Origin of the sequence: Actinomadura sp. NEAU-AAG7 (assembly GCF_018603865.1) — a bacterium.
Lineage (GTDB): Bacteria > Actinomycetota > Actinomycetes > Streptosporangiales > Streptosporangiaceae > Spirillospora > Spirillospora litoris.
The window spans coordinates 1-23,731 of record NZ_JAHFZY010000011.1 but is presented as its reverse complement, the minus strand read 5'-3'; the positions used below and the strand labels follow the sequence as shown (position 1 = coordinate 23,731).

The window sequence follows — 23,731 nt, the reverse complement described above, 5'->3', positions numbered from 1 at the left end:
GCCCCCTACAAGCCCTAAGCGCGCCCTACCGGCTCCGAGCGCGCCCTAGCCGTGCCTGCGGACGGCCTCGACCTTGCGCCAGCGCGCCTCGCAGAAGCAGTAGAGGCCGAAGACCAGGACGCCCACGGCGACGGCGACCAGCCCCCAGACCCCGGCGGGGGTCTCGGCGAACTCGCGGAGCGTGCCGTCCAGGCCCTGGGCCTTGTCCGGCTCGAAGCTGAGCGCGGCGTAGCCGAGGAACACCCCGACCGCGCCGCCGACCAGCCCGCGCGCCAGGTTCCCGACCACCCCGACCGGCTGGACGACCCGCCGCGCCGCCGGGCCCATGCCGGTCAGCTCCTTCAGGAACGAGCGGCGGACGGCGCCCGCCACCACGACCGCGCCCCAGACGAGGAAGCCGATCCCGATCGCCAGGATCAGCCAGCGGCCGCCCGGCTCGGCCATCGCCCGCGCGGTGAACGTCTTGGACTGCTTGTCGCTGGACTGGCCCGAGTTCCCGGCCAGGAACGCGATCGTCGCCGCGAACCCGGCGAGGTAGATGACGGCGCGGGCGGCCGACGAGAGGCGCTTGGTCGGCTTGTCCCCGTCCGGGACCGGGCGCCCGTACAGCGCCTCGGCGGCCTGCCAGAGGGCGATCGCCACGAACCCGGCCGCCATCAGCCACAGGACGACGGGGCCGCCCGGCTTCTCCGCGACGGCCTGGAGCGCGCCCGTGCGGTCCGCCTCCTTGCCGCCGCCGTCGCCGAACGCGACCTGGAGCGCCAGCCAGCCGATCAGAAGGTAGAGGAGCCCTCGGGCCACGAGCCCGCCCCGGGTCATGTAGTGGAACCCCGGATGGCCCGCGGCCTTCCGTCCGACACGCTCTACTGTGGTCTCGCCCATCGCCGCCCTCCTCAGGAACGGCAGATCTGTCCCCGCCCACGGCAAGGTAAAACCAGCGTCTAGGTCAGACCGGCCCGGCGGGCGCGCTCGACGACGGGCCCGATGGCCTCGGCGAGGGCCTTGACGTCCGCCTCGGTGGAGGTGTGGCCGAGGGTGAAGCGGAGCGAGCCCCGCGCGCGCTCCGCGCCGGTGTCCATCGCCATGAGGACGTGGCTGGGCTGCGACACCCCGGCCGAGCACGCGGACCCGGTCGAGCACGCGATGCCCTGCGCGTCCAGGAGCATGAGCAGCGCGTCGCCCTCGCAGCCGGGGAAGGAGAAGTGGGCGTTGCCGGGGAGGCGGTCGCCCGGGTCGCCGTTCAGGACCGCGCCGGGGACGGCCGCGCGGACGGCCTCGACGAGCCGGTCGCGCAGTTCGGCGAGCCGCGCGGCCTCGGCGTCGCGGCGCCGGGCGGCGGTCTGGACGGCGGCGGCGAACCCGGCGATGGCCGGGGCGTCGAGCGTCCCGGACCGGACGTCGCGCTCCTGCCCGCCGCCGTGCAGCAGCGGCACCGGGTCGAGGAACAGCGGCTCGGCGGGCTTGGCCAGCAGCAGCGCGCCGACCCCGATCGGGCCGCCGATCTTGTGGCCGGTGATCGCCAGCGACTGGACGCCGCTCGCCGCGAACCCGACCGGCAGCGTCCCGGCCGCCTGGACGGCGTCGGTGTGGAACGGCACCCCGTGCTCGCGCGCGAGCGCCGCCAACTCGGCGACCGGCTGGACGGTGCCGACCTCGTTGTTCGCCCACATGACCGTGGCGAGCGCCACGTCCGCGCCGGTGCCGAGCGCCTCGCGCAGCGCCTCGGGGCGGACGCGCCCGAGCCCGTCCACGGGGATCCACTCGACCCGCGCGCCCTCGTGGTCGGCGAGCCAGCGCGCCGCGTCCAGCACGGCGTGGTGCTCGACGGCCCCGACCAGCACGCGGGTGCGGGCCGGGTCGGCGCCGCGGCGCGCCCAGAACACGCCCTTCACGGCGAGGTTGTCGGCCTCGGTGCCGCCCGAGGTGAACACGACCTCGCTCGGCCGCGCGTCGAACGCCTCGGCGATGATCTCGCGGGACTCCTCCACCACCCGGCGGGCACGGCGGCCGGCCGCGTGCAGCGAGGACGGGTTGCCGAGCTCGCACAGCTCCGCCGTCATCGCCTCGATGGCCTCCGGCAGCATCGGGGTCGTCGCCGCATGGTCGAGGTAGGTCACCACGACCCCAACAGTAGCCGCGCTCGGGGCCCGCTCCGGCCGCGGCTCGACAGCTGTACCGTCCAGCCGGTACAGTAGGGCGCCATGACGAGGGAAGCTCTGCTCGACGCCGCCGAATCCGTGCTCTTCGAGCACGGATCGCAGGCGTTGACGCTCGCCGCGGTCGCCGACCGCGCGGGCGTCAGCAAGGGCGGGCTGCTCTACCACTTCCCCACCAAGGACGCGCTCGTCGCGGCGATGGTCGCGCGGACCATCGAGGAGTTCGACGCCCTGATCGCCTCCTACGACGACGGCTCCCCCGGCTCCTACACCCGCGCCCACGTCGAGGTCACGTTCGAGATCCTCGGCGGCGAGGCGCGCACCCACCGGCGGTGGTCGGCGATCAGCGCGGCCGCCGCCGACCCCGGGCAGGCCGAGCCGATGAACGAGGCCATGCGCCGCTGGCACGGCCGCGATCCCGGCGAGGACCCCGACCCGTGCGCCGCGCAGGTCGTCCGGCTGGCGGTCGAGGGGCTGTGGGAAGTGGTGAGCCACGTTCCCGACCTCTATGACGAGGCCCAGCTCGCGGAGCTGAGGACGCACCTGCTGGCCATGCTGGAGCAGCCCGCGCCCGACCGCGCCTGACCGTTTCGGCGCCGTCCGGCCCGTCCGTTTTTGGAGCGCTCCACGGCATCCGCCGGAGCCCGTCACGACCTCTCCATCCCCCGGGGCCCTGCTGCCCCCCACGAGCCCAGAAAGAGGTGAACAATGCTGTTCCGCGCCCGTACGGGAACGTTCCTCACGTTCGCGCTGGCCGGCCTGCTGACCGGGGTGTGGGTCGCCCGCATGCCCGCGCTGGCGGACAAGTTCGGGACGAACGAGGGCGAGATCGGCATCGTCGTCCTCGTCTGGGGCGTCGGCGCCATCATCGCCATGCAGGCGCTGCGCGCGGTGATGGCGCGCGCCGGGAGCCGCGCCACACTGCGGCTGGCGCTGCCGCTGACCGCGCTGTCCTACGCCGGTGTCGCGCTGGCCCCGACCTACACGGTGCTGCTCGGCGCGGTCGCGCTGTTCGGCATGACGTTCGGGATCACCGACATCGCGATGAACGCGCAGGGCAGCGTCGTCGAGCGGGCCTACCGGCGGTCGATCATGAGCGGGATGCACGCGGGCTGGTCCGTCGGCGCGATGTGCGGCGGGCTGTTCGGCGTCGCCACCGCCGCCGCCGGGCTCGGCTTCACCACCACCGTCCTCGCCGCCGCCGCGCTGTCGCTGCCCGCCGGCCTCGCGCTCGGCCGCACCTACCTGCCCGACCCCGTGTCCCCCGCCGCGTCCGGGACGGGCCGCGCCCGGCGCCGGATGCCCGCCGCCGTCTACCTGATCGGGATCCTCGGGTTCATCGCGTTCATGACCGAGGGCTCGATCGCCGACTGGAGCGGCCTGCTGCTGCACGACGAACTCGGCGCGACGCAGGCCGTGGCCGCGTTCGGCTACCCGATGTTCGAGCTGGCGATGCTGCTCGGGCGCCTGGTCGGCGACCGCGTCCGGATGCGGCTCGGCACCCGGCGGCTGCTGGTCGGCGCCGGCCTCGGCACCGCGCTCGGCATGACCGTGGTCGTGCTCGCGCCCGCGCCGCAGGTCGCCATCGCCGGGTTCTTCCTCACCGGCCTGGTGGTCTGCACGGTCGTCCCGACCACGATCTCGCTGGCGGGCACCGCCGACCCCGAGCGTCCGGGCGCGGCGGTCGCGCAGGTCGGCGCGATGGGCTACGGCGGGCTGCTGCTCGGCCCGGTCGTCGTCGGGTTCCTGTCGGACGCGACGTCGCTGCGGGTCGGCGTCGGCGTGGTGGTCGTCCTCGCGCTGCTCATCTCCGCGGGGGCCCGGTTCGTCCCGCTGCGGATGAACGTGGACGTCGCCTCGCACTCCTCCGAGGCGGCGGTGGCGGGCGCCGAGACCGAGCCCCTGGCCGCCTGAACGAGGCCCTGGAACGCGGACGCCCCGTCCGGAGCAGGATCCGGACGGGGCGCCGCGACACGCTCACTTGCGCTTCTGGATCTCCTCGGTGAGCTGCGGCGCGACCTGGAACAGGTCGCCCACGACGCCGAAGTCGACGAGGTCGAAGATCGGCGCCTCGGCGTCCTTGTTGATCGCGACGATCGTCTTCGAGGTCTGCATGCCGGCCCGGTGCTGGATGGCGCCGGAGATGCCGACCGCGACGTAGAGCTGCGGCGACACGGTCTTGCCGGTCTGGCCGACCTGGAAGGAGTGCGGGTACCAGCCCGCGTCGGTCGCGGCGCGCGAGGCGCCGACGGCGCCGCCGAGCGAGTCCGCGAGCCCCTCGATGATCGCGAAGTTCTCCGCGCCGCCGACGCCGCGCCCGCCGGAGACGACGATCGCGGCCTCGGTCAGGTCGGGGCGCTCGCCCTTCTCCTGGACGACCCGCTCGACGATCCGCGCGCCCTTGTCGGCGTCCGACAGCGTCACCGCGACCCGCTCCTCGACGGGGGTGGCGGGGGACGCCTCGGGCGCGACGGAGTTCGGCCGGACGGCGATGATCGGCGTGCCCGTCCGCACCCGGGCGTGCGCGATGATCGCGCCGCCGAAGATGGAGTGCTCGGCGACCAGGCCGTCGGCGACGTCCACGACGTCGGTGAGGACGCCCGAGCCCGTCTTGACGGCGAGCCGCCCGGCGATCTCCTTGCCCTCGGCGGTCGCCGACACCAGCACGGCGGCGGGCGACCCCTCGCCCACCAGCCGCGCCAGCAGCGCGGCCTTCGGGGCGACGACGTAGGAGGTCAGCTCCTCGTCGTCGGCGACGTACACCTTGCCGGCGCCGTACTCGCCGAGCTTGTCCTTCGCGCCCTCGTAGCCCGGGCCCACCCATACGGCGGCGGCCTCGCCCAGCCGGTTGGCCAGCGTCAGCAGTTCGAGGGCGACCTTCTTGACCTCACCGTCGACATGGTCGACGAGGACGAGGATCTCAGCCATCGGAATGTGTCCCTTCCCCGGTCAGACGAACTTCTTCGACGCGAGGAAGTCGGCGATCGCGGTGCCGCCGCTGCCCTCGTCGGTGACGATCTGACCCTTCTCGCGCGGCGGCGCCTCGGCGAAGTCCACCACCTCGGTGGCGGCGTTGGCCAGGCCGACCCGCCCCGCGTCGATACCGGCGTCGCCGGCGCCGAGCGTCTCCACCGGCTTCTTCTTGGCCGCCATGATCCCCTTGAACGAGGGGTAGCGCGGCTCGTTGATCTTCTCGACGACGCTGACCACGGCGGGCAGGGTCGCCTCGACCCGGTCGTGGCCGTAGTCGGTCTGCCGCTGGATCGTGATGGCGGTCCCGTCGATCTCGACCTTGTTGGCCAGCGAGAGCTGCGGGACGCCGAGCCGCTCGGCGAGCATCGCCGCGAGCACGCCGGTGCGCGCGTCGGTGGACTCCGAGCCGAGGATCACGAGGTCGAAGCCGGTGTGGCCGAGCGCCTGGCCGATCACGTAGGAGGTCTGGAGCGCGTCGGACCCGGCGAACGCGTCGTCCACCAGGTGGACGGCCTTGTCGGCGCCCATCGCGAGCGACCTGCGGATGGAGTCGGTGGCCTTGTCGGGACCCAGGGTGAGGACGGTGACCTCGCCGCCGTGGGCCTCCTTGACGCGCAGCGCCTCCTCGATGGCGTACTCGTCGAGCTCGTTGATGACACCGTCCGCGGCGGCGCGGTCGAGCGTGCTGTCATCGGACTTCAGCTTGCGGGGGCTCTCGGTATCGGGAACCTGCTTCACCAGGACGACGATGTTCATGGCCGGTGACCGACCTCCCTGCACTCGGTTGGCCGCTGGGGTGAGCGGACAGAGGGGCGCCGCCCCTGGCGGGTCGACGCGGGAAACGCCTTTCTCGCTGCAACAGCCTGCCAAAGGCCCGAACGGGTTTCGGATCCGGGTCCCCGGTTCGGCCGTGCCCGCCAAATGTTACCCGCGAGTAGCCGAGCGGCAAAATCCCGGGGTGGGAGCGCCCGGCGGACCTCACGTCCCGTTGAGGGCGTTCTGGAGCCGGTCGAGCGTGGCCTCCAGCGAACTCTGCAACCCGTACATCGGCGCGAAGCTCGGGGTCAGCGACATCGCGCCGACCACCGCGAACAGCGCCAGCGCGCCGAGCAGCACGCCCGCGGCCGCGATGCCGCCCGGCCGCCGCGCGGCGGCGAGCGCCATCCGTTCGAGCTGGCGGCGCGGGCCGGTGACGCCCGGAGCGCTCCACAGCACGGCGGCCCCGGCGCCCGCGCCGAACGCGCACGCCGCGAGCGGGTCGATCTCGCCGCCGACCGCCGCGGCCGCCACCAGCCCGAGCGGCACCGCGACCGTGAACGCCGCCGCGTAGGGGACGGTCAGCAGCGTCCGGCCGAGCGCCCACGCCCAGCCCCGCACGGTCGAGGCGGCGCCCGCCCGCAGCAGCGTGACGGCCGCGAGCGAGGCCAGCAGCCCGACGATCGGCATCATGACCGCGACGCCCACGCCGACCACCACGACCATCGCGGCCAGCAGCCGGGCCCAGCCCTGCGCGACGGCCAGCTCGTGCGCCCGCGCCGCGCTCCCCCGGGCACCGGACGCCGCCGGAGGCTCCGGGGCCGGCGCCGCGGGCGGGGACGGGGGTGCCGTGTGCGCGGTGTGCGCCGTGTGCGCCGTCGCCGGGGGCCTCGCGGGGGACGGCGGGAGGTCCAGCCTCGCCACCGCCTCGGCCAGGTCGGCCGCCGACGGACGGGCGGAGGCGTCCGGGCGCGCCGCCGCCGCGACCAGCGGCCGCAGCCCCTCGGGCAGCGCCGCGATCAGCCCGGCGGGCAGCTCGGGGGCCGGGCCGACGGGCAGCTCGCCGGAGGAGGACACGGCGGTCTCGTCCGGGCGCCCGGTGGCGGCGAAGAGCAGGGTCACGGCCCAGGCGCGCACGTCGGCGGGGACGTCGCCCGGCGTTCCGGCGCGTCCGGTGAGGGCGAAGTCGACGACGACCGGGGCGTCGTCCACGACCAGCACCGTCCCGGGGCCGAGGTCGCCGTGGGTGAGGCCCGCCTGGTGGAGGGCGGCGAGCGCCTTGGCCAGGCCGAGCGCCATGCGGCCGAGCGCGGCGCCGCCCATCGGGCCGTGCGCGGCGACGTGCTCGGCGAGCGGCCTGCCCGGGACGAACCGCGAGACGACGTAGGGGCGCGTGCCGCCGGGCTCGCCGCCGAGGACGTCGACGACGTAGGGGCTGAGGACCGAGCGCATCCGCGCGATGTCGGGGACGGCGCCGGGGGGCAGCAGCCGGATCGCCACGTCGCGCCCGTCGGGGCCCGCCGCGCGGTGGGCGGTGCCCGCGCCGCCGCCCAGCCGGGACAGCAACCGGTACGGCCCGATGTGCTCCTGGTGGCTCGTCTCACCGCTCATATGGGTGGCCACCCTATCGATCGGCGGCGCCCCGCCGCGCCGGATCGGCCGCGCCCGCCCGCGCGGGCGCGGTCACATGCCGGGGACGCGGTCGACGAGGTCGTGGACGTCGGAGCGCACGCCCTCCAGATCCGTGCTCATGCCGTTCAGCGGTGTGGTGTCGGGCGGCCGGCTCAGCGACAGCACGGCCAGCACGGCGGCGAAGACGCCGAGGACGAGCGCCCCGGCCAGGGCCGCCTCGGTGCGCGGCAGGACCGCGCCCCAGACCCGGGCGAGCTGCCGCCGCGGCGCTCCGCTGCCCGGCGCGAGGCACAGCAGGCCGATCACCGCCATCGCGGAGTAGGCGACGGCCCGCGAGGCCGACATGTCGGACTTGGTGAAGATCAGCGCGCCCAGCAGGATCAGCCCGGCGCCGACGCTGAGCCCCGCGAGCAGCACGGTGACCAGCACGGCGCCCGGCAGGTGCAGCGGGGTTCTGAACGCCGCCGCGACCGCGTCGCCCGAGCGGGGGCCCCGGCGGGTCCGCTTGTCCTCCATGCCCTTGGCGGCCTTGTCGGCCATCCGCAGCACGGCGACGCCCACGAGCGTGACGCCGACCGCGAGCAGCGGGGCGATGTTGGCGAACGCCAGCAGCGCCGCCAGGACGACGAGGCTGAGCAGCCGGTACAGGCCGTAGGGCTTGCGGGCCTCCTTGTCGCGCTCGTCGCGGGTGCGCTCGGCCTGCCGCCGCACCTCGTCGACGCGCGGATCCTCGTACGGGCTGCCGTGCCCCGCGGGCGGGCCGCCCGGCTCGGGCCCGCGATGCAGGGAGCCCGGCGGGGGCGGGCCGTAGGGCGGCGGGTAACCGGCCTGCGACTGGGTGTTGTAGGGGGCGTAGCCGCCCTGCGAGTAGCTCGGCGAGTCGTAGGGGCCGGGCGCGGGCGGCGGGACGGGCGGCGGCGCCGCGGGCGGGAGCTGCCCGACGAAGTCCTTGGGCTGCGCGTGCGCCGGCGCGGGCGCCGGGGTCGGCGGGGGCGTCGGCGTCCGCGCGGGGGCCGGAGCCGGCATCGGCGTCGGCGGCGGCGTGTCGGTGCGCGTGGCCGGTTCCTGCGAGGTGAGCGGCGCGGGCGCGGGCATGGAGAACTGCCGCGCGTGGTCGGGCTCCCCGAGCGGCGGGTCGGGCCGGTCCAGCGGCTGGGACGCGCTGTCGGGACGGGTGTGGTGCTGGTCGATCCGCGTCTGGTCGGTGAGCGTCGCCTCGAAGTGGATGCGCCGGGTGAGCTGGACGAGGTTGACCGCCGTCGGGCGCTCGGCCGGGTGGCGGGCCATCGCCGAGCGCAGCACCGGCAGCATCGCGGCCGGCACGCCGTCCAGGTCGGGCGTGCCCTGCATGATCTTGTAGAAGATCGACTCGAAGGTGCCCGAGCCGAACGGGGGCCGCCCGGTCGCCGCGTAGGCGACGGTCCCGGCCCAGGCGTGCACGTCGGACGGCGGGCCCGCGTCCTCGCCCTCGATGATCTCCGGGGAGAGGTAGCCGGGGGTGCCGATCACCATGCCGGTCGCTGTCAGCCGGGTCGCGTCCGCGCCCTGCGCGATGCCGAAGTCGATCACGACGGGCTCGCCGTCGACCAGCATGACGTTGCCGGGCTTCATGTCGCGGTGGACGATCCCGGCGCCGTGGATCGCCGACAGCGCGGAGGCGAGCCCCACGCCGAGCCGCTGGAGCGCCTGCCCGTGGATCGGGCCGGACTCCTCGACGATCTCCTCCAGCGTGCGCCCCGGGACGTACTGGGTCACGATGTAGGGCTGGTCGGCGGTGACGTCGGCGTCGAGGATCTCGGCGACGTGCCTGCTGTGCACGCGCCGCATCGAGTCGACCTCGCGCGCGAGCCGGCGGCGCGCCGTGGCGTCCCCGGCGACGGCCGGCCGCAGCACCTTGATGGCCACCTTGCGCCCCTCGGCGTCGGCGCCGAGGTAGACGACGCCCATGCCCCCCTCACCCAGGGTCTGGAGCACGCTGTAGCGGCCGATACGGTCCCCGGACGTGACAACCCCCTTCATCGTTTACGAAACCCTACCCTCCGCCAACCGGGCGAACAGGACCCCAGGAGCATGTCAGGCCGCCCGCCCTCGGCCACCCTGGCGCCCGCCTCCGCCTCCGGCCTGCCCCCCGCCGTGCGCACCCCTGTGCGCACCGCCTGCCGCGTCGCCGGGACGCGGCGCGAGCGCGCCCGCGAACCACCGCGCGGCGGGACGGCGGGACGGGTCGCGCCGCAGCGCGAGCCGCAGCAGGCCCGCGACGGGCTCGGGCACGCCGTCCAGGTCGACCTGGCCGCGCAGGATCCGGAAGCAGACGCCGTGCAGCGAACCGCGCCCGAACGGCGGCCGGCCGGTCGCGGCGTAGGCCACGGTGGACGCCCAGGAGAACACGTCGGACGCGGTGGTGGCGCGCTCGCCCTCGATCAGCTCGGGCGCGAGGTAGGCGGGCGTCCCGACCACCATGCCGCGCCGGGTGATCTGCTCCATGCCCGACTCGTGCGCGATGCCGAAGTCGATCAGCGTCGGCCGGTCGCCCAGGACGATCACGTTGCCGGGCGCGACATCGCGGTGCAGGACGCCCGCGTCGTGCACGTCGGCGAGCGCGAGCGCGAGCCGCCGCGCGAACCGGGCGAGCCGGTCCCCCTCCAGCGGCCCGTAGTCGGAGACCAGGTCGCCGAGCGGGCAGCCGGGCACGTACTGCATGACCACGTAGGGCCGGTCGGCGGTGACCCGGCCGTCCAGCAGCCGGGCCACGTGGTCGCTGTGCACCCGCGCCTGCGCGGACATCTCGCGCGCCAGCCGCGCGATCGCCTCCGGCTCGGCGGCGAGGCCGGGGAGCAGCTCCTTGACCGCGACCTCGCGGCCGGTCGCGTCCATCGCCAGGTAGACGACGCAGGTGCTCCCCCGGCCGATCTCGTCCAGCAACCGATACCCGGCCAGCCGCCGATGCGTTCCCATGACCCTTTTGACGCCGGAAATCGGGCTCGCGTTCCCCGTGGCCGAGCCCCGTTTGACGTCACCCAGCGCGTTCCCGTTCCCCCGGAACGGTCACGAAAGGATCGCGAACGCCCCCGGATCAGCCCTCGCGGGCGGCCTTCCGGGCGCGGCGCTCCTCGCGGCGGGTCTCGAACTTGGTCGCGGACGCGTCGAGGTGGGCCAGGAACTCGCCCAGCTCCTCGCGCGCCTTCTCCCCGCCGCCGTCCAGGCCGGTGAGCTCGAACACGCCCAGCTTGCGCAGGACCGGCGTCAGGACGTCGTCGTGGTGCAGCCGCAGGTCGTAGATGCCCGCGTTGGCGATCACGACGGACTTGCGCATGAACCCCTCGATGCCCGCGCCGGGCATCTCGAACGCCTTGACGACGTCGGTGATCGCCCGCATCGTCTCGTTCGGCGCCAGCTCCAGCGCGGCGCCGAGCAGGTTCCGGTAGAAGATCATGTGGAGGTTCTCGTCGGCCGCGACGCGCGCCATCATCTGCTCGCAGACCGGGTCGCCCGAGGCCCGGCCGGTGTTGCGGTGCGAGACGCGGGTCGCGAGCTCCTGGAACGCCACGTACGCGGCGCCGTGCAGGAACGAGTCGCCGTGCGTCGGCTCGTAGCCGGTCTCCATGTGGAGCATCCTGGCGCGCTCCAAGGCGATCGGGTCGACGGCGCGGGTCACGGTGAGGTAGTCGCGGATGACGATGCCGTGCCGGTTCTCCTCGGCCGTCCACCGGTTGACCCAGGTGCCCCAGGCGCCGTCGCGCCCGAAGACGGTGGCGATCGCGTTGTGGTAGCCGGGGAGGTTGTCCTCGGTGAGCAGGTTGACGATCAGCGACTCGCGCGCCTCCAGGCTCAGCTTGGACTGCTCCAGCGACCACGCCTCGCCGTCCAGCGGGCCGTCGAAGTCGCGTCCCTGGCCCCAGGGCACGTACTGGTGGGGGAACCATTCCTTGGCCATCGACATGTGCCGGTCGAGCTCCTTCTCGACCACCTGTTCCAGGTCGAGCAGCAGGCCGGTCTGGAACTTGTCTTCGGGGGTGACGGACATACCGTTCCTTCACTGGACGACGGGACTACCGGGCGCGCCGCCGTGCCCGCGGCGCGCTGATCAGCTCGCCGAGCAGGCCCGACACGCAACCTACTCAAGCGTAGGTTCGATCGTCGCCAGCGGGGCGGGACCCCGTCAAGGCGGCGGCCTCACAAGCGGGACCGTGCTTGTTTTGTAGATCGGGGCGAAGACCTCGGCGCCCGGCCGTCACCCTCCGCCCGCGACCTGCTGCCACACGCGTCCGGCCGCCGCCCTGAGGAGCGGTCTCGGGACGAGCCGCAGCGCGGGCAGCGCCGCCTTGTACTGGGCTCCCGGGACGGACAGCGCGCGTCCGGCCTCGACCGCGTCCAGCCCCGCCCTGGCCACGGCGTCGCGGCGCAGCCACAGCGGATGGGGCGGCGCGCCGTCGTCGGTGTGGGTGAAGCCGGGGCACAGCGCGGTCACGTGCACGCCCTCGGCCGCGACCTCCGCGTGCAGGCTCTCGGAGAAGGCGATCACGAACGCCTTCGTCGCGCCGTAGCTGGCGCCGCCCGGGGACGGCGCGAGCCCCGCCATGGACGCGACGTTGAGCACACCGCCCCGGCCCCGGCCGACCATGCCGGGCAGCGCCGCGTGGGTGAGCCGCACGAGCGCGGTCACGTTCAGCTCGATCCCGGCGAGGTGGTCCTCCAGCGGCAGGCCGGCGAACGCGCCGGGCGCGCCGCGTCCCGCGTTGTTCACCAGCAGCTCCACCGGGTCGGCGCGGAGCCGCCGCTCGACCTCCGCGCACCGCGCGCCGTCGGTGAGGTCGGCGGCGACCACCTCCACCGCGACCCGGTACCGCTCGACCAGCTCGCGCGCCAGCTCCTCCAGCGGTCCGGGGCGGCGCGCCACGAGCACGAGGTCGGCGCCCCGGGCCGCGAGGAGCCGGGCGAAGCTCGCGCCGATCCCGCCGGACGCGCCGGTCACCAGCGCGGATCGGTACGCCTGTCTCGTGGCCGCTCGCATGGCGGCCGATGCTAGCCGCGGCGCCCCGCCCGCCACGGCCGCTCGACCAAATCGTGAAGGAGGTTCGCGAGGCGCCTACGCGTCCGCGGGCTCCGAGGTGCGCCGCGGGTCCCCGCCCGCGTACTCCACCGGCGTGATCATCGTGGCCGGGTCCTCGCCGGCCGCCCAGAGGCCGACCAGGAACGCGGCCGTCGCCTCCAGCAGCGCGGCGCGCTCCAGGCCCCCGCCGTCCAGCGGGACGCAGCCGAGGTCGGCCACGAGCGTGCGCGCGGCGGCCAGCGCGGCCGGGTCGTCGCCGCACAGCGGGACGCCGAGCGGGCGCCCCCCGAAGGACGGCGGCTCCATCCGCCACACGCTCTCGTGGGCCAGGTTGAACGCCTTGACCACGCGCGCCCCGCTCGCGTCGGCGATCCGGCGCGCCACCGAGGGGCCCTCGCCCGTCTTCAGCCGCTCGAACGGCGGCTCCATCGGGTTGACGCAGTCGATCAGCACCCGTCCCGTGAGCGGCCCGGCCTCGCGCAGCACGTCCTGGACGCCCTCGTACCAGACGGCGAGCAGCACCACCTCGCCGAACGCCGCCGCCTCCGCGATCCCGCCGCCGGCGGCCCCGGCGCCGATCCGCTCCGCCAGCGCGACCGCCTTCGCGGGCGTCCGCGCGCCGATCCGCACCTCGTGGCCCGCGCGCGCCCACCGTGTGGCGAGCGCGTCCGCCATGTTGCCCGCGCCGAGTACTCCGATACGCATGACGACCTCCCGTTCGATTACCGTCGGACGGGACGCTAGGCGGTCCGTTCCGCACCGCCCGGTGCGTATCGGGGAGGGCAGGATGTCGGCGATACCCATGCGAACCACAGATCTCCCGACGAGCGCGTTCGGCGCCGACTGCCAGACCCGGCTCGCCCTCGACGTGCTGTCGGGCACCTGGACGGGCGTCGTGCTCTGGACGCTGCGCGACGGCCCGCTGCGCCCCGGCGAGTTGCAGGCGCGGATCGGCGGCATCCGCCACAAGGTCCTCACCGGGACGCTGCGGCGCCTCGAACAGAACGGCCTGGTCACCCGACGCCGCTACGCCGAGGCGCCGCCGCGCGTCGAGTACGAGCTGACCGGCCCGGGGCGGGGGCTGCTGGAGGCGCTGTCGGCCCTCGGCCGCTGGACCGAACGGCACGCCGACGAGGTACTGGCCGCGCAGGAGCGCGGCCGGTAGCGGGAGGGCGCGGCGGTCAGCGGCCCGTGAAGGTCGCCTTGCCCGGCCCCTCCTCCATGAAGCTCTTCATGCCGTTCGCCTGGTCCTCGGTCGCGAACAGCGAGGCGAAGTGCTGCCGCTCGATCTCCAGGCCGGTGTCGAGGTCGACCTCCAGGCCCGCGTCGATGGCCCGCTTGGCGGCGGCGAGCGCGACCGCGGGGCCGCCCACGAACGTCGCCGCCCACTCCCGCGCCGCCGGGTAGACCTCGGCGTCGGGGACGACCCGGTCGACGAGCCCGATCGCGAGCGCCTCCTCGGCCGCGACGTGCCGTCCGGAGAACACCAGGTCCTTGGCCTTGGCCGGGCCGACCAGCCGGGCCAGCCGCTGCGTGCCGCCCGCGCCGGGGATCACGCCGAGCTGGATCTCGGGCTGCCCGACCTTCGCGCCCTCGCCCGCGACCCGGAAGTCGGCGGTCAGCGCCAGCTCCAGGCCGCCGCCGAGCGCGTACCCGGTGATCGCGGCGATGACGGGCTTCGGGATCGCGGCGAGCGCCTTCGCGAAGTCCTGGAGGAGGTGCGAGAGGCCCGCCGACATCTCCGGGAACGACATCGGCGCCATCTCCTTGATGTCCGCGCCCGCCGCGAACACCCGCTCCCCGCCGTACAGGACGACGGCCGCGACGGCGTCGTCCGCCGTGACCTGGCGGGCCGCGTCGATCAGTTCGCGCTGCACCGCCGAGTTCAGGGCGTTCATCTTCGGGCGGTCCAGCCTGATCGTCGCGATCCCGTCCTCGACCTCGACCCGTACGAACTCGCCCACGGCGACCCTCCTCGAACTCGGCGGCGAACGCACCGAGCCTAACCAGCGGGCGTCCGCGTGATCCACGGGGGCGCCGGAGGAGGGGCGGGCCACGGTGACGCGCGGAAACGTCCGAGGCTGCTGGTAGCTTCGGGGACCATGCTCGTCGCCCACGCCACCTGGCACGGCGGTGCGCTCTGTCTGTGGGCCGAACGCACCAGGCGGCTCCGGGAGGAGCCGGGGGGCGTCCCCCCGCAGGCAGCACCTGCGCGTGATCCCGTCCCCGGTGTCCATCCGTTCGCGTCCCGCGACTTCTCCGGCACCTCCTACGAGCCGCTCGTGCGCGGCGCGGCCCGCGTCGAGCTGACGATGTCGCTCCCGACCCGCGTCGACCGGGAACACGGCGATCACCCGCTGCCGTCCGCCGAACTCGGGCCCGAGCCCATCGACGGCGAGCCGGAGCTGCGGCCCTGGAGGGTCCCGGCGCTCGTGCTTGAGCCGTTCCCCGCGATGGCGCTGCTCCAGGCCGCCGAGCACAGCGGCGACGTCGTCCCCGGCGGCGACCTGCGGTTCCTGTGCCTGCTCGCGGACGAGGCCGTCCACCTGACCGGGCGCGGCCAGGTCCTGCCCGCGCTGCTGCGCGAGGACGGCGACCTCGTCGCCCGCTGGCGTCCCGTCATCGACGACCCGCCGCGCTTCCGGGAGCTGGCCGCCGCGATGCCCGCCGCGTGCCGCGCGGCCGACGGCGGGCGGCCCGCCGCCGAGGTGCTGCGCGAGGCGCTGCACGGCCTGGTCGACACCGCCGTGCGCGGCGTGGTGCCGCACCCGCTGCTGCCGCCGCGCCGGGGCAGGGCGCCCGAGCGGATCCCGCTCGCCGAACGCTGGGTGGAGGCGCTGACCGGCCCGGCGCCGGACGTGGCGCGCGAGCCCGGCGACGACTCCGCCGAACTGATCGCCGAGCTGGACGCGTGGGCCGCCGCCGCGCGCCGCCCGTCGGGCCCGCTGCGCGTGTGCTTCCGGCTCGCCGAGCCGGGCGCGGAGGAGTTCGAGCCCGAGCCGGGCGAGAAGGGCGCGAAGGGCGCCGAGGAACAGGACGCCTGGCGGGTCGAGTTCGCGCTCCAGGGCATCGACGACCCGAGCCTGTACGTGCCCGCCGCGACGGTGTGGGCGGGCGAGGCAACGTCGGTCACAGGCGCGGAGGAGACGCTGCTCGACGGCCTCGGCCGCGCGCTGCGGCTGTTCCCCGACCTCGCGCCCGCGCTCGACGACCCCGAGCCCGGCGGGCTCCTCCTCGACACGGCGGGCGCGTTCCGGTTCCTGCGGCGCGCGGCGCCGATGCTGGCCGCCGCCGGGTTCGGCGTCCTGCTCCCGCAGTGGGCGGGCAGGGCCAGGCTCGGCATGCGGTTCACCACCCGCCCGGACGACCCGGAGGCCTCGTCCGGCGCCGCCGCGCCCTCGGGCTTCGACCTGAAGGGCATGGTCAAGTTCCGCTGGGACCTCGCCATCGGCGACGAACGCGTCGACGAGGCGGAGCTGGAGGAGCTGGCCCGGTTGAAGACGCCGCTCGTCCGGCTGCGCGGCCGGTGGGTCGAGCTGGACGAGGAGCAGCTGGAGGCCGCGCTCGACTTCCTGCGCCGCCCGCGCCGGGGCCGGATGCCCGCCGCCGAGGCGGTCCGCGCGGTCCTGCACGCGGGCGAGGCCGCGCTGCCCCTGGTCGAGGTCGACGCGGGCGGCACGCTCGGCGACCTGCTGTCGGGCGAGGCCGACCGGCGGCTCGCGCCGCTCGCGACGCCCGAGGAGCTGGACGCGGAGCTGCGCCCCTACCAGGAGCGCGGGCTGGCGTGGCTGGCGTTCATGGACGGCCTCGGCCTCGGCGCGCTGCTCGCCGACGACATGGGGCTCGGCAAGACGCTCGCGGTGCTGTCGCTGCTCGTCCACGAGCGGGAGGGCGGCGCGCGCCCCGACCCCACGCTGGCGATCCTGCCGATGTCGCTGGTGGGGAACTGGCAGCGGGAGGCGGCGCGGTTCACGCCGAAGCTGCGCGTGTACGTCCACCACGGCGCGGGCCGCCCGCGCGGCGCGGAGCTGGCGCGGGCCGTGGCGGGCGCCGACCTCGTCCTCACCACCTACGGCACGGCGGCGCGCGACGCCGATGACCTCGCCGCCCTCACCTGGGGACGGGTCGTCTGCGACGAGGCGCAGGCGCTGAAGAACAGCGGGACGCGGCAGGCGCGGGCGGTGCGGAGCATCCCGGCGCGCAGCCGGATCGCGCTGACCGGCACGCCGGTCGAGAACCACCTGACCGAGCTGTGGTCGATCATGGAGTTCGCGAACCCGGGGCTGCTCGGCCCGCGCGCCGCGTTCCGGGAGCGGTTCGCGATCCCGATCGAGCGGGAGGGCGACGAGCAGGCCGCGCTGGCGCTGAAGCGGGCGACGCAGCCGTTCGTGCTGCGGCGCCTGAAGACCGACCGGTCGATCATCTCCGACCTGCCCGACAAGCAGGAGATCAAGGTCTACTGCAACCTGACCACCGAGCAGGCGTCGCTGTACCAGGCCACGGTCGACGACATGCTCGCGCGGATCGCCGAGGCCGAGCCGCGCAAGCGGCGCGGGCTCGTGCTGGCGACGATGGCGAGGCTCAAGCAGGTCTGCAACCATCCGGCGCAGCTCCTCAAGGACGGCTCGCGGCTGCCCGGCCGCTCGGGGAAGCTGGAGCGGCTGGAGGAGATCTGCGCCGAGGTCGTCGCGCGGGGCGAGAAGGCTCTCGTGTTCACGCAGTACGCCGAGTTCGGCTCGATGCTCCAGCCGTATCTGGCGGCGCGGCTGGAGCGTCCCGTCCTGTGGCTGCACGGCGGCACGTCCAAGCAGGCGCGCGACGACCTCGTCCGGCACTTCCAGGGCGACCCGGAGCCCGCGGTGTTCCTGCTGTCGCTGAAGGCCGCGGGGACGGGCCTGACGCTCACGGCCGCGAACCACGTCGTCCACGTCGACCGGTGGTGGAACCCGGCCGTCGAGGACCAGGCGACCGACCGGGCGTTCCGCATCGGGCAGACCCGCGACGTCCAGGTCCGCAAGTTCATCTGCGTCGGGACGATGGAGGAGCGGGTCGATGAGATGATCGAGCGCAAGAAGGCCCTCGCCGACACGATCGTCGGCACCGGCGAGGAGTGGCTGACCGAGCTGTCGGTGGCGGAGCTGCGCGACGTGCTGCGGCTCTCCCCCGAGGCGGTGAGCGACTGATGGGCGAGGTGCCGATCGGCCTGCGCTGGTGGTCGCGGCGGTTCACGACGCTGCTGGACACCGGCGCCGACCCGGAGCGGCTGCGGGCCGGACGCGAGCTGGCGCGCACCGGCGAGGTCGCCGGGCTGCGGGTCGGGCCCTACGAGGTGACGGCGAAGGTGCGCGGGCCCGACGGCGAGCCCTACGACGTGGCGGTCGGCACCGAGGGCATCGACACGCTGGGATGGCGCGCGGCGGAGGCGAGGCTCGCCTCCCACGCGGTGTTCCGGGCGCGGCTGCTCGCGGGCGAGCTGCCGCCGGAGATCGAGTGGCAGTTCGCCGAGCTGGGGCTGGCGCTGTTCCCCGAGACGGCCGCCGACCTGCACCTGATGTGCGGCTGCCCCGGCTGGGGCGACCCGTGCGAGCACGCGGCGGCCGTGCTGTACCTGCTGGCCGAGGCGTTCGACGACGACCCGTTCCTCGTGCTGGAGTGGAACGGCCGCCCCCGCGAGCAGCTGCTGGCGGCGCTGCGGCGGGAGTCGGCGGTGGAGCCCGACCCGTTCGAGATGGAAGCGGAGCCGCTGTCGGCCACCGGGTTCTGGACGCCGCCGTCCGGGCTGGCGCGGCTGCGGGAGCGCCGCCGCGCCGTGCCCGTGCCGCCCGGGTTCGTGCTCCAGGTCGCGACGCCGCCGCCGGTGCGGATCCGCCGCCGCGACCTGCCGGACGTGCTGGCCCCCGCCTACGAGGCCCTCGCCGCCGAGACCCCGGACCGCGACGACTAGCGCAGGTCGCCGTTCGTCATCCCCTCCGGCGCGGGCGGCAGCGCGACCAGGCCCAGCTCGGCGCGCACCGGCAGCGCCGGATGGCTCGGGACGACCCGGACCCCGTACCCGAACGCGCCGCTGCGCGCCAGCGGCACCTCCCCGGCGTAGCGGACCCTGCCGTCCCCGGCGGGCCCGGCCGCCTCCAGCTCCAGGTAGGACGGCTCGACCAGCGCGTCGGTGTCATCGACCCTGCCGTAGGCGACCTCCACCGCGACGTCGCCGGGGTCGAGGGCGCCGAGGTCCACGACGACCCGCACCGCCAACCGCGCCCCCACCTGCGGGGACTCCTCACCGCTCCCCTCGACGTGCTCGACGGCGACGCGCGGCCACGCCTCCCGGACCCGCCGCTTCCACGCCGCCAGCCCGCGCGCCCCGGCGAAGCCGTCGGCGGCCATCGCGCGGGCGGACGCGGCGGCGGGCCCGTAGTAGCCCTCCACGTAGTCGCGGACCATGCGGGACGCGAGCACCTTCGGCCCGAGCGTCGCGATCGTGTGCCGGACCATCTCCAGCCAGCGGCGCGGCAGGCCCGCCGCGTCCCGGTCGTAGAAGGCGACGGCGACCTGGTCCTCGATCAGCCCGTGCAGCGCCGCGGCCTCCAGCTCGTCGCGGCGCTCGGGGCTCGCGAGGCCGTCGGCGGACGGGATCGCCCAGCCGTTCCGCCCGTCGTACCACTCCTCCCACCAGCCGTCGAGGATCGACAGGTTCAGACCGCCGTTCAGCGCCGCCTTCATGCCGGACGTCCCGCACGCCTCCAGGGGCCGCAGCGGGTTGTTCATCCACACGTCGCAGCCCTGCACGAGCAGCCGTCCGAGCGCCATGTCGTAGTCGGGCAGGAACACGATGCGGTGCCGGACCTCCTCGTCCCCGGCGAACCGCACGATGTCCTGGATGAGCCGCTTGCCGCCCTCGTCCGCCGGGTGCGCCTTCCCGGCGATGACGATCTGCACGGGCCGGTCGGGGTCGAGCAGCAGCGCGCGCAGCCGCCGCTCGTCGCGCATCATCAGCGTGAGCCGCTTGTAGGACGGGACGCGCCGCGCGAACCCGATCGTCAGCACGTCCGGGTCGAGCGCGTCCTCGGTCCAGGACAGCTCGGCCTCGCTCGCGCCGCGCCGCCGCCACGCCTCGCGGAGCCGGCGCCGCGCGTCCACGACGAGCCGCTCGCGCAGCAGCCGCCGCACCCGCCAGATCTCGCCGCCCTCGACCTCCAGCACGCCCTCCCAGCCGCGCGAGGACTCCACCACCGAGGGCACCTCGCGGGCCGCGAGGTCGAAGACCTCCCGGGCCACCCACGTCCCGGCGTGCACGCCGTTGGTGACCGACCCGATCGGGACCTCGGCGGTGTCGAACCCGCCCCACAGGCCGCCGAACATCTCGCGGCTGACCCGGCCGTGCAGCGCGCTGACCCCGTTCACCCGCTGCGCGAGCCGCATCCCCATCACCGCCATGTTGAACACGGTGCGGTCGCCGCCGGGGTAGTCCTCGGCGCCGAGCGCGAGGACGTGCTCGACGGGGACGTCCGGATCCTCGTTCGCGCCGCCGAAGTAGCGGGCGACCAGCTCGCGGGGGAACCGGTCGATGCCCGCCGGGACGGGCGTGTGCGTGGTGAACACCGTCCCGGCGCGGGCCGCCTCCAGCGCCTCGCCGAACCCCAGCCCGTGCCCGGTGACCAGCTCGCGGATGCGCTCCAGGCCGAGGAACCCGGCGTGGCCCTCGTTGGTGTGGAACACCTCGGGCTCGGCGTGCCCGGTGATCCGGCAGTACGCGCGGATCGCCCGCACCCCGCCGATGCCGAGCAGCATCTCCTGGAGCAGCCGGTGGTCGCCGCCGCCCCCGTAGAGCCGGTCGGTGACCTCGCGGGCCTCGGGGTCGTTGTCCTCGACGTCGGAGTCGAGCAGGAGCTGCGGGACGCGGCCGACCCGCGCGAGCCACACCTGCGCGCGCAGTTCGCGGTCCTTCGGCAGGCCGACGCGGACCCGCACCGGCGTCCCGTCGGGCTCGCGCAGCAGCGTCAGCGGCAGCCCGTTCGGGTCGAGCGGCGGGTAGCGCTCCAGCTGCCACCCGTCCGGCGCCAGCGACTGCGAGAAGTAGCCGTGCCGGTAGAGCAGCCCCACCGCGATGATCGGGACGCCGAGGTCGCTGGCGGCCTTGAGGTGGTCGCCCGCCAGGATGCCGAGCCCGCCGGAGTACTGCGGCAGCGCGGCGGCGATCCCGTACTCGGGCGAGAAGTAGGCGACGCAGGCGGGCGCCGCGCCGCGCGCCTGGTACCAGCGCGGGGCGGTCAGGTACTCGCGGAGATCCTCGGCCGTGTCGTGGAGGCGGCGCAGGAACCGGCGGTCGGCGGCCAGCCGCGCGAGCCGCTCCGGCGCGACCTCGCCGAGCAGCCGCACCGGGTCGCGGCCCACGGCCTCCCACAGCGCCGGATCGACGTCGCGGAACAGGTCGAGCGTCTCGTGGTGCCACGACCAGCGCAGGTTGAGGACGAGCTCCTCAAGCGGCCTGAGCGGCTCGGGAAGGACGGTGCGTACCGTGAAACGTCGGATTGCCTTCACGCGACTCCACGCTAGGCGAGGCACCCCGGTGGACGCGAGGCGGGGACCCGAGCCTCACCCGGTGGCCCGTTCCACTGCCGGCCGTTTGCCCGCGCTCGACCGTCCGCCGACCCTGGCGCCCGATCGGCGGGTCGTTCGCCCAAGCCGGTGGAAAGTACGAGCCGGTGGAAAGTACGAGGCGGCGGAGAGTGCGAGGCGGTGAGACCTGGGTTCACGCGCTCCGGACGTTTCACGCGTCCCGGTCGGGTAGGGGATGGCACATGCGCGGCGAGTCCGGAAACTCCCAGAAAACCGGCATTCCGAGGCTCGGTCGAGTACCGATCCTCGACGTCTTCCCCGTGGTGGGGGGCGGTGGTTGGCCCGCCAAGGCGGTGGCGGGCGAGACGATCGATGTGAGCGCCACGGTGTTCCGCGAGGGGCACGAGATGCTGGGCGCGGCCGTGGTCCTGCGGACCCCGGACGGCGAGAAGCTGCCCGGCGTCCGGATGAGCGATACCGGCGAGGGCCTGGACCGCTGGACGGCGCGGGTGACGCCGACCGAGCCCGGGACGTGGGCGTTCCGGGTCGAGGCGTGGGGCGACCCGGTCGCCCACTGGCTGCACGACGCGGAGATCAAGGTGCCGCGCGGCCAGGACGTCGACCTGGTGCTGGCCGAGGGGGCGCTGCTGTTCGCCCGGGCGGCCGACGGCGTCCCGAGCAAGGACCGTGCCACACTCGACCGGCTCGCCCGCCATCTCGCCGACAGGACCGCCCCGGTGGCGGAGCGGATGGAGGCCGCCCGCGACCCCGACGTCGCGGAGGCGCTGGAGCACTACCCGCTGCGCGACCTGCTGACCGTCACCGAGTGGTTCCCGCTGGTCGTGCACCGGCAGCGCGCCCTGTTCGGCTCCTGGTACGAGTTCTTCCCGCGGTCGGAGGGCGCGTCCTTCGACCCGATGGGGCGGCGCGGCCCGATGTCCGGAACGCTCCGGACGGCGATGAAGCGGCTGCCCGCGATCGCCGAGATGGGGTTCGACGTGGTCTACCTGCCGCCGGTCCACCCGGTCGGCACCACGAACCGCAAGGGCCCCAACAACACGCTGGACGCCGGACCCTACGACCCGGGAACGCCCTGGGCGATCGGCTCCCCCGACGGCGGCCACGACGCCGTCCACCCCGACCTCGGGACGCTCGACGACTTCGACGCGTTCGTCGAGTACGCGAACGGCCAGGGCCTTGAGGTGGCGTTGGACCTGGCGTTGCAGTGCTCGCCGGACCACCCCTGGGTGACCGAGCATCCCGAATGGTTCACCACGCGCGCCGACGGCACCATCGCCTACGCCGAGAACCCGCCGAAGAAGTACCAGGACGTCTATCCGCTGAACTTCGACAACGATCCCGAGGGACTGGCCGCCGAGGTGCGGCGGATCGTGCACCACTGGATCGACCACGGCGTCCGCATCTTCCGCGTGGACAACCCCCACACCAAACCGGTCCCGTTCTGGGAACTGCTGCTGGCCGACGTGCACGCCACCCACCCCGACGTGCTGTTCCTGGCCGAGGCGTTCACCCGGCCCGCCATGATGCACACCCTGGCCAAAATCGGGTTCCACCAGTCCTACACCTACTTCACCTGGAAGAACTCCGCCGACGAACTCCGCGAATACATGAGCGAACTCGCCGGCCCCGCCGCCGCCTACATGCGCCCCAACCTGTTCACCAACACCCCCGACATCCTCCACGAATACCTCCAGCACGGCGGCCGCCCGGCCTTCGTCATCCGCGCGGTCCTGGCCGCGCTGCTCTCACCGACCTGGGGTATCTACTCCGGCTACGAGCTCTGCGAGAACATCCCCGTCCGCCCCGGCAGCGAGGAATACCGCGACTCGGAGAAATACCAGTACCGCCCCCGCGACTGGGACACCGCCGACACCCTGGCGCCCCTCATCACCCGGCTCAACACCCTCCGCAACACCCACCCCGCGCTCCAGCAGCTCCGCAATCTGCGTTTCCACACGATCGACCAGCCCGAGTTCCTCGCGTTCTCCAAACGGCACGCGGGCGACGTGGTCCTGGTCATCGTCAACCTCAACCCCCACCAGGCACGGGAGGCGACCGTCCATCTGGATCTGCCCGCACTCGGACTCCCCGACGACCCCGACCATTCCTTCACCGTCACCGACCAACTGGACGGCGCCGCCTACACCTGGCGGCGATCCAACTACGTCCGGCTGGATCCACACGTACAGCCCGCCCACATCCTCACCTTCGGAGAGTGACGAGAGTTGAGCGGATCCCACGAGCCACACCCTCCCTCCGAGATCCCGCAGGAGGCCCTGCCCACCCTCTCCGAACCGGTCGCGGACGCATTCCGCACCGAGACCCCGCGTGATCCGCATTGGTTCAAGACGGCGGTGTTCTATGAGGTGTCGGTCCGGGGCTACGCCGATTCCAACGGCGACGGCTACGGCGACCTGCGCGGCCTGATCAACAAACTCGACCACCTGCAATGGCTGGGCATCGACTGCCTATGGCTGCTGCCCATCTACCAATCACCCCTGCGCGACGGCGGCTACGACATCGCCGACTACACCACCATCCTCCCCGACTTCGGCGACCTCGGCGACTTCGTCGACCTCATCGACCAAGC

General features: G+C 74.5%; 19 protein-coding genes. 7 read left to right on the top strand and 12 right to left on the bottom strand.

Annotated elements, in window-relative coordinates:
- Positions 1–45: 45 nt before the first annotated feature.
- A complete protein-coding gene (locus KLI87_RS36465) occupies positions 46–882 on the bottom strand; it encodes a DUF1206 domain-containing protein (protein ID WP_156222777.1) in 837 nt (278 codons plus the stop codon).
- 59 nt (positions 883–941) lie between these two features.
- The gene (locus KLI87_RS36460) at positions 942–2,117 is read right to left on the bottom strand and encodes a cysteine desulfurase family protein (RefSeq protein WP_214620806.1); all 1,176 of its coding nucleotides are present in this window, start codon (positions 2,115–2,117) and stop codon (positions 942–944) included.
- 84 nt (positions 2,118–2,201) lie between these two features.
- On the opposite strand from KLI87_RS36460, the gene KLI87_RS36455 reads away from it, so the two are divergent.
- The gene (locus KLI87_RS36455; protein ID WP_214620681.1) at positions 2,202–2,741 is read left to right on the top strand and encodes a TetR/AcrR family transcriptional regulator; all 540 of its coding nucleotides are present in this window, start codon (positions 2,202–2,204) and stop codon (positions 2,739–2,741) included.
- 123 nt (positions 2,742–2,864) lie between these two features.
- On the top strand, positions 2,865–4,070 hold the full coding sequence (locus tag KLI87_RS36450) for an MFS transporter (protein ID WP_214620680.1): 1,206 nt from the start codon (positions 2,865–2,867) through the stop codon (positions 4,068–4,070).
- 63 nt (positions 4,071–4,133) lie between these two features.
- On the opposite strand, the gene KLI87_RS36445 is transcribed toward KLI87_RS36450, so the two are convergent.
- From KLI87_RS36445 to KLI87_RS36410, 8 genes are all read right to left on the bottom strand, one after another.
- On the bottom strand, positions 4,134–5,084 hold the full coding sequence (locus tag KLI87_RS36445) for an electron transfer flavoprotein subunit alpha/FixB family protein (protein WP_156222783.1): 951 nt from the start codon (positions 5,082–5,084) through the stop codon (positions 4,134–4,136).
- A 21-nt stretch (positions 5,085–5,105) separates the two neighbouring features.
- Positions 5,106–5,885: an electron transfer flavoprotein subunit beta/FixA family protein gene (locus KLI87_RS36440; protein ID WP_156222785.1), complete on the bottom strand. Its 780-nt coding sequence runs from the start codon at positions 5,883–5,885 to the stop codon at positions 5,106–5,108.
- Between the two features lie 222 nt (positions 5,886–6,107).
- Positions 6,108–7,496, bottom strand: coding sequence for a hypothetical protein (locus tag KLI87_RS36435; protein ID WP_214620679.1), 1,389 nt, complete (start codon positions 7,494–7,496; stop codon positions 6,108–6,110).
- A gap of 72 nt (positions 7,497–7,568) precedes the next feature.
- Positions 7,569–9,536: a serine/threonine-protein kinase gene (locus KLI87_RS36430; RefSeq protein WP_214620678.1), complete on the bottom strand. Its 1,968-nt coding sequence runs from the start codon at positions 9,534–9,536 to the stop codon at positions 7,569–7,571.
- A 54-nt stretch (positions 9,537–9,590) separates the two neighbouring features.
- On the bottom strand, positions 9,591–10,472 hold the full coding sequence (locus KLI87_RS36425; protein ID WP_214620677.1) for a serine/threonine-protein kinase: 882 nt from the start codon (positions 10,470–10,472) through the stop codon (positions 9,591–9,593).
- A gap of 118 nt (positions 10,473–10,590) precedes the next feature.
- The gene (locus KLI87_RS36420; protein ID WP_214620676.1) at positions 10,591–11,541 is read right to left on the bottom strand and encodes an acyl-ACP desaturase; all 951 of its coding nucleotides are present in this window, start codon (positions 11,539–11,541) and stop codon (positions 10,591–10,593) included.
- A gap of 207 nt (positions 11,542–11,748) precedes the next feature.
- Positions 11,749–12,528 (bottom strand): SDR family oxidoreductase, encoded by a 780-nt coding sequence (locus KLI87_RS36415; RefSeq protein ID WP_156222795.1) that lies wholly within the window; start codon positions 12,526–12,528, stop codon positions 11,749–11,751.
- Between the two features lie 75 nt (positions 12,529–12,603).
- Positions 12,604–13,272, bottom strand: coding sequence for an NADPH-dependent F420 reductase (locus tag KLI87_RS36410; protein ID WP_214620675.1), 669 nt, complete (start codon positions 13,270–13,272; stop codon positions 12,604–12,606).
- Positions 13,273–13,369: 97 nt separating this feature from the next.
- Between KLI87_RS36410 and KLI87_RS36405 the strand changes: the two genes are divergently transcribed.
- The gene (locus tag KLI87_RS36405) at positions 13,370–13,732 is read left to right on the top strand and encodes a helix-turn-helix domain-containing protein (RefSeq protein WP_214620674.1); all 363 of its coding nucleotides are present in this window, start codon (positions 13,370–13,372) and stop codon (positions 13,730–13,732) included.
- A gap of 16 nt (positions 13,733–13,748) precedes the next feature.
- On the opposite strand, the gene KLI87_RS36400 is transcribed toward KLI87_RS36405, so the two are convergent.
- Positions 13,749–14,531 (bottom strand): enoyl-CoA hydratase/isomerase family protein, encoded by a 783-nt coding sequence (locus KLI87_RS36400; RefSeq protein ID WP_214620673.1) that lies wholly within the window; start codon positions 14,529–14,531, stop codon positions 13,749–13,751.
- A 138-nt stretch (positions 14,532–14,669) separates the two neighbouring features.
- Between KLI87_RS36400 and KLI87_RS36395 the strand changes: the two genes are divergently transcribed.
- Both KLI87_RS36395 and KLI87_RS36390 read left to right on the top strand, forming a co-directional pair.
- On the top strand, positions 14,670–17,750 hold the full coding sequence (locus tag KLI87_RS36395) for a DEAD/DEAH box helicase (RefSeq protein ID WP_214620672.1): 3,081 nt from the start codon (positions 14,670–14,672) through the stop codon (positions 17,748–17,750).
- A complete protein-coding gene (locus KLI87_RS36390; protein ID WP_156222803.1) occupies positions 17,750–18,511 on the top strand; it encodes an SWIM zinc finger family protein in 762 nt (253 codons plus the stop codon). The genes KLI87_RS36395 and KLI87_RS36390 overlap by 1 nt, the downstream gene beginning before the upstream one ends.
- Here the strand turns inward: KLI87_RS36390 and glgP are convergent.
- Positions 18,508–21,102: an alpha-glucan family phosphorylase gene (glgP, locus tag KLI87_RS36385; protein ID WP_214620671.1), complete on the bottom strand. Its 2,595-nt coding sequence runs from the start codon at positions 21,100–21,102 to the stop codon at positions 18,508–18,510. The genes KLI87_RS36390 and glgP overlap by 4 nt on opposite strands.
- Positions 21,103–21,362: 260 nt before the next feature.
- Between glgP and KLI87_RS36380 the strand changes: the two genes are divergently transcribed.
- Together KLI87_RS36380 and KLI87_RS36375 are read left to right on the top strand one after the other, a co-directional pair.
- The gene (locus tag KLI87_RS36380; RefSeq protein WP_214620670.1) at positions 21,363–23,360 is read left to right on the top strand and encodes an alpha-1,4-glucan--maltose-1-phosphate maltosyltransferase; all 1,998 of its coding nucleotides are present in this window, start codon (positions 21,363–21,365) and stop codon (positions 23,358–23,360) included.
- Between the two features lie 57 nt (positions 23,361–23,417).
- Positions 23,418–23,731: alpha-amylase family glycosyl hydrolase (locus KLI87_RS36375; RefSeq protein WP_250904630.1), on the top strand; the 314-nt coding region annotated here is incomplete at its 3' end.